Origin of the sequence: Halopseudomonas oceani, assembly GCF_002903165.1 — a bacterium.
GTDB classification, from domain to species: Bacteria; Pseudomonadota; Gammaproteobacteria; order Pseudomonadales; family Pseudomonadaceae; genus Halopseudomonas; species Halopseudomonas oceani.
Genome location: NZ_PPSK01000014.1, coordinates 88,284 through 99,011 on the forward strand (window position 1 = coordinate 88,284; position 10,728 = coordinate 99,011).

Sequence of the window (10,728 nt, forward strand, 5' to 3'; positions counted from 1 at the left end):
CCGTCGCCCGGCCAAACCCTGATCCAACGCAAGGCGTCTGCGCCGATCTCTGCTACCTTGGCATCAATACAGAGCAAGAGGACCCGGCATGACCGACATGTTGCACGACTGGAGCCAGGGTTACGGCGTCATCAGTCACGATTTTTTGACCCGCAACCGCATCAGCGACCTACTCACAGAGCTGGCCGCCGAAGGCACTTGTACGCCCACGCAGGCAGTGGATCTGCTTAAGGCGGCTGACCGCCTGTGCAACGCGGCGATGCGCCAAGTAGCGCACATGACCTATGCCCGTCAGGTCTATCTGGATGGCCGTCCGCTCGACCAGAGCGATTTCAAGCCAACGCCGGAAGGCCACACCGGCGGGGCGTTGAACATGGTGCCGGCCTACGTCGGCTATCTGCTCGCCAACGCGCTGACCGGAACCACCCGCAGCTGGCTGATGGGGCAGGGGCACTGTGTTGCAGCGATCGACGCGGTCAACGTGCTGATGGGCAATACCGAAGCGGCGCAGGCCGAACGCTACCCGCTCAGTGACGCCGGACTCAGTCAGCTCTGCCAGGACTTCTACAGCTATGCCATCGACGCCGAAGGCCGCCCGGCGGTGCCGCTCGGCAGCCACGTCAATCCGCACACCGGCGGCGGTATCAGCGAGGGCGGCTACCTTGGCTTTGCCGGCCTGCAGTACGTGCACATGCCGCTACCCGGCCAGGAACTGGTCACCTTTCTCAGCGACGGCGCGTTTGAGGAGCAACGCGGCAGCGACTGGGCACCGCGCTGGTGGCGCGGCGAGGACAGCGGGCTGGTAATGCCGATCATGATCGCCAACGGCCGGCGTATCGACCAGCGCTCGACCATGGCGCAGGTTGGCGGCGTCGACTGGCTGCGCGAACACCTGACACTCAACGGCTTCGATCCGGTCGACATCGACGGCCGCGATCCGGCTGCCTTTGCCTGGGCAATCATCAGCATGGCCCGCGACCTGCGCAACGCGCACCAAGCGATTACCAATGGCGACGCCGAATACCCGGTACGCCTGCCCTACGCCATTGCCGAAACGGTCAAGGGCTTCGGCTTCCCCGGCGCGGGCACCAACGCTGCCCACAACCTGCCGCTGGTCGATAACCCCGCCGTAAACGAGGCCGCCCGCGAGCGCTTCAACCAGGGTATTGCCGCGCTGCACGTCGACGAGCACGCACTGCGCTCAGCGATCGCTACGCTGCGCAACCACACGCAGCAGCGACGCCCGCAGGAAAAGGATCATCCACTGGCGCAGATTCGGGTCGCAACACCGGCGTTGCCGGAGATCGGTATCGAACAACCCGATTCACCGATGGCGGCCATCGACCACTGGTTCTGTGCCCTGACCCGGGCCAACCCGCAGCTGCGGGTGCGTATCGGCAACCCGGATGAAATCCGCAGCAACCGTATGAACCAGACCCTTGACCTGCTGCTGCACCGGGTCACCGCGGCCGAAGATGGCGTCGCCGAAGGCCTTCAGGGCAGTGTGATTACCGCGCTGAACGAGGAAGCGATAGTCTCCGCCGCGCTGGCCAACCGCCAAGGTCTCAACCTGGCGGTCAGCTACGAAGCCTTTGCCGTCAAGATGCTCGGCGCCATGCGTCAGGAACTGATCTTCAGCCGCCACGCTCGTGAACTGGGGCGCGCGCCGGGCTGGCTGAGCGTGCCGGTCATCGCCACCTCGCACACGTGGGAAAACGGCAAGAACGAGCAGTCCCACCAGGACCCGACCCTGTGCGACGCCTGGCTGCAGGAAATGAGCGACAGCGCCCCGGTCTACTTCCCGGTCGACAGCCACAGCGCCATCGCGGTGATGCGCAAGGTCTACGCCAGCCACGGCAAGGTGGCACTGATCGTCGCACCGAAAAACCCGGTCGATGCCTGCCTCACCGTGCCCGAGGCCGACGCCGCAGCCGAAACCGGCTTTGCCGTACTGAATGCCGACCCGGGCGCCGAGCTGCAACTGCTGGCCGTTGGTGCCTACCAGCTGCAGGCGGTGCGGCGCGCTGCCCAGCACCTGCGCTACCACGGCATACCCTGCAGCGAGGTGGCAATTATCGAGCCGGGGCTGTTGCGCGAAGGACGTGACGCCATGGAGGAGGCGGTGGTGCACAGTGACTCCGAACTGGCCCGCCAGGTCCCGGCCGCCCGCTGTCGGCTGTTCGTTTGCCACGGCCACGCCGAGGTCATGACCGGCGTGCTGCGCCGTCTCGACACCGGCCCACGCACCAGCCGCTTCCTCGGCTACCGCAACCGCGGCGGCACGCTGGATACCTTCGGCATGCAGTTCGCCAACCAGCAAAGCTGGGCGCATCTGGTTGCCGAGGCGGCACAGCTACTGAATCGCCCGCTGGACGACCTGCTGGGCAAGGCCGAACAGGCCGTGCTCAAGGGCGACGGCGACCCGCGCCTACTGCAGTGAGTGACGCGCCGCCTGCCAGCGGCGCAACGCCTTCTCCAGCTCGACCACGACGAAGATCGACAGAGCCACCGCTGTCAGTCGCAGCCAGTCTGCCGCTGACAGTGGTGCCAGCCCGAACAGCTGCTGCGACCAGGGTGTGTAGGTATATGCCAACTGCAGCAGCAAGACACCAATGATCGCAAGGCCCATCGGACCAGCTCGGCGGAAAATGGCCTTCGACAGCACCGAGGCGTCGAGAAAACGGCAATTAACCAGATAGACCGCTTCGATCATCACCAGCGTATTGAGCGCAACCGTGCGTGCCAGCTCGACCGATGCGCCGTGGCTCAGGTAATCACTGAACTGCCAGAACACCAGCAACGCCGCCCAGACCGACACCAGCGCTGCCCGGCCCGCCAGCGCTGCCCCGATCAGACTTTGTCCAGCTGGCCTTGGCGGGCGCGCCATCACGCCGGGTTCAGGCGGCTCAAAGGCCAGCGCCAGCGCCAGCGTGACGGTGGTTACCATGTTGATCCAGAGGATCTGCGCCGGGGTGATCGGCAGCGTCCAGCCAAGCAGAATCGCCAGGATGATCACCGTCGCTTCGGCCAGGCTGGTCGGCAAGATATAGAGGATCGATTTGACCACGTTGTCGTACACGGTCCGCCCTTCGGCTACCGCATGGGCGATGGTGCTGAAGTTGTCGTCGGTCAGCACCATGTCACCCGCTTCGCGCGCCGCATCGGTGCCCTTGCCGCCCATGGCGATGCCGATGTTGGCCTGGCGCAGCGCCGGTGCATCATTGACTCCGTCACCGGTCATCGCGACCACCCGGCCCTGGCGCTGCAGCGCCTCGACCAGCTGCAGCTTGTTGGTCGGACTGGTGCGGGCAAAGATATCGACGCTCACCGCAGCCTCATCCAGCCCGTTCCGATCAAGCTGATCCAGCTCGGCGCCGGTCATCACCCGCTGCACGTTCAACCCCAGCTCGGCGCCAATCGCCGCGGCGGTTACCGGGTTATCGCCGGTGATCATCTTCACCCGAATACCCGCCTGGTGGCAGCGGGCAATACTGGCGATGGCTTCCGGCCGGGGCGGATCACTGATGCCGACCAGCGCCAGCAGACACAAACCCTGTTCGACCAGGGCGTGGTCCGCATGACTATCCACCGGCAAACGACGCTCGGCCAGCGCCATGACGCGCATGCCATCGGCGCCAAGACGCTGCAATTCAGCCTGCCAGCGCGACAGCTCCAGCGGCTCCGGGCCATTGATCCCGAACTGGGTATCGCAGCAGCCAATCAGTCGATCCGGCGCGCCCTTGACCGCCAGCAGCGCGACACCGTCGGTGTCCGAACGGTGCAGCGTGGCCATATAGCGGCGCTCGCTCTCGAACGGTAGCTCCTCCACCCGCGGCCAGTGCTCCAGCAGTTCACTCGCATTCGCCAGCGCCTTGCGCGCCAATACCAGCAGGGCACCCTCGGTCGGGTCGCCGTGCAGCAGCCATTGGCCGTTCTCATGCGACAGGCTGGCGTCGTTGCACAGCAGCGCCACCCGCGCGGCCGCAATCAGGGCGTTGTCAGCCTCCGGTGCAATATTGCCCTGCGGGTTGTAGCCATCACCGTCGATCCGATGCAGCTGAACCGCCGTCACACATTGGCGGGCAGTCATGGCATTGGCCGTCAGAGTGCCGGTCTTGTCGGAACAGATGACGTCAACCGAGCCCAGCACTTCCACACTGGGCAACCGGCGGACTAGCGCCTGCTGCCGCGCCATGCGCTGCACGCCGATGGCCAGCGCAATGGTGACAATCGCTGGCAGCCCTTCGGGAATGGTCGCCACGGCGATACCGATGGCGGCCTGTACCATGTCGTCCAGCGCCAACCCGCGCAGCAGGTTACCGATCAACAGGGTCAGCAGCGCGATGACCACGGTCAGGATGCTCAGTTGACGGGCAAAGCGGGTGAGCTGAACCTGCAGCGGGGTATCGGTCAGGCTGACTTGTCGAGTCAATTCACTGATGCGGCCGATCTCGGTCTGCGCGGCGGTGCGGCAAACCAGCCCGCGCGCGACCCCGGCGGTCACCAGTGTCCCCATGAACGCCATCCCGCATTGCTCAGCCAGCGGAACCTCTGCCGCGTCGGCCTTAAGGTGCTTGCGAACCGCTACCGATTCACCGGTCAGCATCGACTCGTCGCAGGCCAGATCCTTGAGCTGCAGCAAGCGCAGGTCTGCCGGCACCTTGTCGCCAGCCTGCAGGCTGACCACATCACCCGGCACCAGCTCACTGCTGTCGACCGTGCGCAACTGACCGTCGCGCCAGACCAGCGAGCGGGTGCGGGTCATGCCGAGAATGGCCTGCAGAGCGGCGGATGCCTTGCCTTCCTGAACGAAGCCGACCAGCGCGTTGATCAACACCACGCCAAAGATCACCCCGGCATCGACCCGATGGCCCATCAGCAAGCTGATCACGCCGCTGACCAGTAGCACGTAGATCAGGGTGTTCTGAAACTGGCGGGCAAAACGCCGCCAAGCCGGCTCCGGCGGCGCCGGGGGCAGGGCGTTGGGCCCGTACTGCTGAAGCCGCATGGCAGCCTCGGCTTCAGTCAGGCCCTGTTCGCTGCCGCCCAGTTGCTCCAGCGCCTGATGCCCCTCAAGCGTATGCCAATCAACCGGCGATCCCTGCTCAGGCACGACCTGTCTCCATTCAGAACGCCATAGATTGGCCGGGGGTCGGGATCATGGCCTCAATCTGATGCTCATCCCACAACCGCTTGGCCAGCGCGTCCAGGGCATCGGCTTCGCCGTGCACCAGCACCACCCTGGGGTTATTTTCAAAATGACTGACCCAGTCCACCAGTCCGGTCTGGCCGGCGTGCGCGGAGAAACCACCGAGGGTCTCGATCTGCGCCCGCACCAGATACTCCTCGCGGAACAGTTTGATGCGCTTGACCCCGTCGATGAGGATGCGACCCAGCGTGTTACGCGCCTGATAGCCGACAAATACAATGGTATTGCGCTCATCCCAGATACGCTGCTTGAAGTGGTGACGAATCCGCCCGCCGGTACACATGCCACTGCCGGCGATGATCAGCGCGCCGCGTTTGATCTTGTTGATCATCATCGATTCGTCGGTGCTGGGCGTCAGCTGCAGACGCGGCAGGAAGTCACGCAGCAGGGTCTGATCGCCGCTGCACAGGCCCTTCGCGCCCTCACAGTCCAACTGACCGAGCCAGCGGTCGTACAGCCGGGTGACCTCGATCGCCATTGGGCTGTCGAGAAACACCTGCCAGTTATCCAGCTTGCCCTGCTCATGCAACTGGCCAAGATAGAACAGCAGTTCCTGGGTACGGCCGACCGCAAAGGCGGGAATCATGACGTTACCACCGCGCTCCCAGGCTTCACTGAGAACCTGCTCGAACTGCTCCAGCGTATTGCCCAGGGTGCGGTGGTCACGGTCACCATAGGTGCCTTCCATCATCACCACGTCAGCGCGGGTCAGGACCTCAGGGTCAAACAGCAGCACGCTGTCCTTCTTACCCAGATCGCCGGAGAACACCAGCCGTTTTTCCCGGCCCTGCTCCTGCAAAGTCAGCTCGACAATCGCCGAACCCAGAATATGGCCGGCGTCATGGAAGGTAACGCTTCCCGCCTCTCCAATCGCAAACGACTGGTGATAGCGCTGCGGCGAGCATTGCTTGAACACCCGTTCGACATCGGCACGGGTGAAGGCCGGTTGCAACTCAGGCGAACCACGGCGGGAACGACGCAGATTCTCGCGCTCCAGATCGCGCTCGTAGAGGCCGGCCGCATCATTGAGCATCACCTGCAGCAGATCGGCAGTGGCGCGCGTGCAGTAGATCGGCCCGCGGAACCCCTCACTGACCAGCTTGGGCAGCAGGCCGGAGTGATCGATGTGCGCGTGGGACAGAATCACCGCGTCGATCTCGGCGGGCTTGAAGGCAAAGCGCTCCTCCTGCAAACGGTCGACCGCATCGCCACCCTGATGCATGCCACAGTCCAGCAGAACCTTGCCTACCGCCGGAGAACTCAACAAATGACAGGACCCCGTCACCTCCTGCGCCGCGCCCAGAAACCGAATACTCGCCATGCAGACCACTCCCACTGTTCGAATTTGCAGATACCACTCTGACACAGTTTGCCCGCGACTGCTGCCTGCTGCGCTGACCTGAATCAGCGTTCCCCACCCCGGGCTGATAAACTGCCGCGATCAGCCATTAGGAGCCAGACAAAATATGAGCAACAGCAAGCCGGAAGGCGTACAGGTACGCCGGGAAGTCATGGGTGATACCTTCGTTGATCGCGCCCTGAACAACGCCACCGAATTCAGTCAGCCGCTGCAGGAGTTCGTCAACGAACACGCCTGGGGTGGGGTATGGAATCGCGAGGGGCTGGATCGCAAGACCCGCAGCCTGATCACCCTGGCCGCCCTGACCGCACTGAAGTGCCCGCAGGAGCTGAAGGGTCACGTGCGTGGCGCACTGAACAACGGCTGCACGGTCGAGGAGATCCGCGAAGCGCTGCTGCACTGCGCGGTCTATGCCGGAGTGCCGGCGGCCATCGACGCCTTCCGCTCAGCGCAGGAAGTCATCGACAGCTATCAGCAAAGCTGAGTAAAGCGCCGTCAGGCAGCAGCGAAGCGACCTTCGAGGTACTCGTTGATCGCGTCAGACTCGTACAACCAGCGGGTCTGACCGTCTTCCTCGATACGCAGACAGGGCACCTTGATCTTGCCACCCTCGGCCAGCAGGGTCTGGCGGTGCTCGGCATTACCGGAGGCATCGCGCAGCTCCACTGGCAGATTAAGGCGGCGCAGGGTACGACGGACCTTCACGCAGAACGGGCAACCGTGAAACTGATACAGCGCCAGCGCCGAGGCCGCGTCATCGACCGCCGCCTGCGCGGCGGGCTCACGCTGCATCGGGCTCGGACGGGTAAGAAAGCTGATGAAGACGACGAGCTGGCCAACAACGACCCGCAGTGCCTTGACGATCATGGCGATGACTCTCTGTAACGGAAAAAGGGGCCACGCAGCATACCCTGTCTACCCCGACGACCCAACATGACCCGACGAAACCGGACAGGCATAATCGTCCCTGTCACCACCGCCCACGAGTTGCCATGAACCCCGAAGACCTTCTGCTGCTGGTTACCCACGAAATGCCCTACGGCAAATACAAGGGCCGCCTGTTCGCCGACTTGCCCGGCCACTACCTCAACTGGTTCGCCCGCGAGGGCTTTCCCAAGGGTGAGGTTGGCCGCCTGCTGCAACTGATGCAGGAGATCGACCACAACGGCCTCAAGCCGCTGCTGGACCCGCTGCGTCAGGGGCCGCGCCGAAATTATCAGGATTGACCGGCAACTTCGTCTGAACTTGCCTTGTACATCATGCTCTATGCTTTGAGACGCGCAGGCCGAGTCCGACACAGGCCTGCGGCGGCGCTTTTTCAACCACTGTAGGAGTATTCCGATGGCCAAGATGCTGGTGTTGTATCACTCGATGTACGGACACGTTGAAACCCTTGCACAGGTTGTCGCCGAGGGCGCGCGGCAGGTTCCAGGGGTTGAGGTCACCATCAAGCGCGTGCCGGAAACCATGCCCGATGACGCCTTCAAGGCAGCCGGCGGCAAGATTGATCAAACCGCTGAGGTCGCCAGCCCGGGCGAGCTGGCCGACTACGATGCCATCGTCGTGGGCACGCCGACCCGCTTCGGCAACATGTCCAGCCAGATGCGTACCTTCTTCGATCAGACGGGCGGCCTGTGGGCCAAGGGCGCGCTGCACAGCAAGATCGCCAGCGTGTTTACCTCCACCGGCACCGGCGGCGGCCAGGAAATGACCATCACCTCCACCTGGACCACCCTGGCACACCACGGCATGGTCATCGTGCCCATCGGCTACGGCACCAAGGAACTGGCCGATATCGAACACGGCAAGGGCGGCACCCCGTACGGCGCATCGACCATCGCCGGCGGTGATGGCTCCCGTCAGCCAGATGCCCGCGAGCGCGCCATCGCCCGTTACCAGGGCAAGCACGTCGCCGGGCTCACCCAAAAGCTGTTTGGCTGAAACACCAACAACCGCTGGTCGGCGTGCACCAAGGCCAATTGAATTATGGTTATCATGCTAATAACATGACAATCATAATTCAAAGCCAGGAGTACGACCATGAAAGCCTCCTCTCATGCCCAGACCGCGCTGATCACCGGCGCCTCCAGCGGTATCGGTGCGACCTACGCCCGCCGCCTGGCCGCCCGCGGCTATAACCTGCTGCTAGTCGCCCGCAACGAAACACGTCTGCGGCAGCTCGCGGATGAGCTTACTGCCGCGCACGACGTGCGCGTCGATCTGCTCAGCGCCGACCTGGAACAACACGCCGACATCGAAAACGTCGCCGCCAGGCTGCGCAGCGATGAGCAGATTACCCTGCTGGTCAACAGTGCCGGCATCGCCCTGAATGGCAGCCTGGCCGAGGCCGACCTGGACAGCACCCACAGCCTGTTGCAGATCAATCTACTGGCGCTAACCATGCTCGCTAGCGCTGCTGCGGTACGCTTCAGTCTTGGCGGCGGCGGCGCGATCATCAATATCGGCTCGGTGGTGTCGCTGCTGCCGGAGCGCTTCAACGCCATCTACAGCGCCAGTAAGGCCTACGTGCTGAGCCTGAGCCAGAGCATGCACGCCGAGTTAGCAAGCCACGGTGTGCAGGTTCAGGTGGTGTTGCCCGGAGTGACCCGCACCGAGATCTTCGAGCGCTCCGGCAGCTCGCTGGCACAGATCCCACCCAGCATGGTGATGGAGGCGGGTGATCTGGTCGATGCCGCGCTGCGCGGTTTTGATCAGGGCGAACTGGTGACCATTCCCTCCCTGCCGGACAGCAACGAATGGCACGCGCTGACCCAGGCACGGTTGCAGCTGGCGCCCAACCTGTCGCACAACCAGCCTGCGGCCCGCTACCATTGAGTCGATCCGCAGACTCGCCGCAGCGCTAATCGCGTCACAGGCTCGCCGACCAGATAACCTGCGCGGCAGCCTGTGCACCATCAACCAGGGCAACTCGCTGCGCCTGCTGCACCTGACTGCCGACGATCAGCCCCTCACCAATCAGAAACAACTGGGTAGACACCACCTCTGGCTGTCGCGCGCCGGCACTGGCGCACAGGCTCAGCAGGTATTCCTGCACCTCCCGCTTGTGGCCTGCCGCCTGCTGATGCGGAGCACTGTCGGACTGCGCGAACTCCGCCGTTGCGTTGATAAACGCACAGCCGCAAAAGTCGTCTTCCTGAACCCAGTTGGCAATGAAATCGATATAGGCCAGCGGCCGCTGTGCAGCGCCTGCCCGCTCAACGAACGTCCGCACCCGGACCATGAACTGCTCATGACGCAGTGCCAGGGCCGCATCGATCAGCACGTCCTTGCTCGGATAATGCCGATACAGGGTCTTCTTGGTGACACCTGCCTCACGGCTGAGCAGCTCAACCCCGGTCGCATGAAAACCATTGCGGTAAAACAACTGCAGCGAAGAGGCAACGATATGTTGGGCTATGTCCATTAAGTATACCGATCGGTTGACTGAAAGATACTGATCGGTATACTAGCCCGAAATCGCTTCCTTTTCACTCTTTGTCAGGATGTCCTCATGTCAATCCGCCGCTTGCTGCACTCTGATGCCCCGCCCGCGCCGCCGCTGAAATTCGTTCTGCTGTCGTCGTTTGGCGCCCTTATCGCGATTGCCGTCACTGGCGGGCTGAGCGTGCTCTCCGGCATTCCGTGGCTGATGGCGCCATTCGGGGCCAGCTGTGTGCTGGCGTTTGGCGTACCGGATTCGCCGCTGGCGCAACCGCGCGCCATTGTCGGCGGCCATCTGGTGGCGACCGCGGTCGGTCTGGCGGTCGTCACCTTACTCGGCGACAGCTGGCTGGCCTGCGCGGTCGGTGTTGCGCTGGCGCTGGCGGTCATGCAGGTCACCCGCACCGTACACGCGCCAGCCGGCGCAGATCCGCTGGTGGTGATCATGGCTCACGCGCCGCTGAGCTATCTAGTGTCTCCAGTGCTGGTCGGCTCGCTGGTTATCGTGCTGACCGCCTGGGCGGTCAACAACCTGCGCAGCCCGCGGAGCTATCCGAAGTATTGGTTGTGAGGTGGGGCGGCAAGCCTTTTTATGACAGCCCAGCAAAGACCTATGCGTCTCCGTCGTTGCGCAAACGGCCAGCGTGGAAGAGGTCGGGACTAACTTCCGCGAACAGGTTTCCAGCCTGAGCGGTGGCGGAATCTGCCTTTCGCCTTT

At 63.6% G+C, this 10,728-nt stretch carries 10 protein-coding genes; 6 read left to right on the plus strand and 4 right to left on the minus strand.

Annotated elements, in window-relative coordinates; genetic code table 11:
• Nucleotides 1-88: 88 nt before the first annotated feature.
• Nucleotides 89-2,440, plus strand: a complete 2,352-nt coding sequence (locus C1949_RS14260; protein WP_104739148.1) for a phosphoketolase family protein — start codon at nucleotides 89-91, stop codon at nucleotides 2,438-2,440.
• On the opposite strand, the gene C1949_RS14265 is transcribed toward C1949_RS14260, so the two are convergent.
• Complete coding sequence (locus C1949_RS14265) at nucleotides 2,429-5,113, minus strand: cation-translocating P-type ATPase (protein WP_211287162.1); 2,685 nt, start codon at nucleotides 5,111-5,113, stop codon at nucleotides 2,429-2,431. The two genes, C1949_RS14260 and C1949_RS14265, sit on opposite strands and share 12 nt — an antisense overlap.
• A 13-nt stretch (nucleotides 5,114-5,126) precedes the next feature.
• A complete protein-coding gene (locus C1949_RS14270; RefSeq protein ID WP_104739149.1) occupies nucleotides 5,127-6,530 on the minus strand; it encodes an MBL fold metallo-hydrolase RNA specificity domain-containing protein in 1,404 nt (467 codons plus the stop codon).
• Between the two features lie 145 nt (nucleotides 6,531-6,675).
• Between C1949_RS14270 and C1949_RS14275 the strand changes: the two genes are divergently transcribed.
• Nucleotides 6,676-7,053 (plus strand): carboxymuconolactone decarboxylase family protein, encoded by a 378-nt coding sequence (locus C1949_RS14275; RefSeq protein WP_104739150.1) that lies wholly within the window; start codon nucleotides 6,676-6,678, stop codon nucleotides 7,051-7,053.
• 11 nt (nucleotides 7,054-7,064) lie between these two features.
• Here the strand turns inward: C1949_RS14275 and C1949_RS14280 are convergent, their stop codons facing one another.
• Nucleotides 7,065-7,436, minus strand: coding sequence for a glutaredoxin family protein (locus C1949_RS14280; protein WP_104739151.1), 372 nt, complete (start codon nucleotides 7,434-7,436; stop codon nucleotides 7,065-7,067).
• A 125-nt stretch (nucleotides 7,437-7,561) separates the two neighbouring features.
• Between C1949_RS14280 and C1949_RS14285 the strand changes: the two genes are divergently transcribed.
• From C1949_RS14285 to C1949_RS14295, 3 genes are all read left to right on the plus strand, one after another.
• Nucleotides 7,562-7,795, plus strand: coding sequence for a DUF3820 family protein (locus tag C1949_RS14285; RefSeq protein WP_104739152.1), 234 nt, complete (start codon nucleotides 7,562-7,564; stop codon nucleotides 7,793-7,795).
• A gap of 115 nt (nucleotides 7,796-7,910) precedes the next feature.
• Nucleotides 7,911-8,510: an NAD(P)H:quinone oxidoreductase gene (gene wrbA, locus C1949_RS14290; protein ID WP_104739153.1), complete on the plus strand. Its 600-nt coding sequence runs from the start codon at nucleotides 7,911-7,913 to the stop codon at nucleotides 8,508-8,510.
• 99 nt (nucleotides 8,511-8,609) lie between these two features.
• The gene (locus C1949_RS14295) at nucleotides 8,610-9,404 is read left to right on the plus strand and encodes an SDR family NAD(P)-dependent oxidoreductase (RefSeq protein ID WP_104739154.1); all 795 of its coding nucleotides are present in this window, start codon (nucleotides 8,610-8,612) and stop codon (nucleotides 9,402-9,404) included.
• Nucleotides 9,405-9,438: 34 nt separating this feature from the next.
• Here C1949_RS14295 and C1949_RS14300 read toward each other — a convergent pair whose 3' ends face one another.
• On the minus strand, nucleotides 9,439-9,993 hold the full coding sequence (locus tag C1949_RS14300) for a TetR/AcrR family transcriptional regulator (RefSeq protein WP_104739155.1): 555 nt from the start codon (nucleotides 9,991-9,993) through the stop codon (nucleotides 9,439-9,441).
• 87 nt (nucleotides 9,994-10,080) lie between these two features.
• Between C1949_RS14300 and C1949_RS14305 the strand changes: the two genes are divergently transcribed.
• Nucleotides 10,081-10,581 carry an HPP family protein gene (locus C1949_RS14305; protein WP_104739156.1) on the plus strand — a complete coding sequence of 167 codons (501 nt, stop codon included), beginning with the start codon at nucleotides 10,081-10,083 and terminating at the stop codon, nucleotides 10,579-10,581.
• Nucleotides 10,582-10,728: the final 147 nt, after the last annotated feature.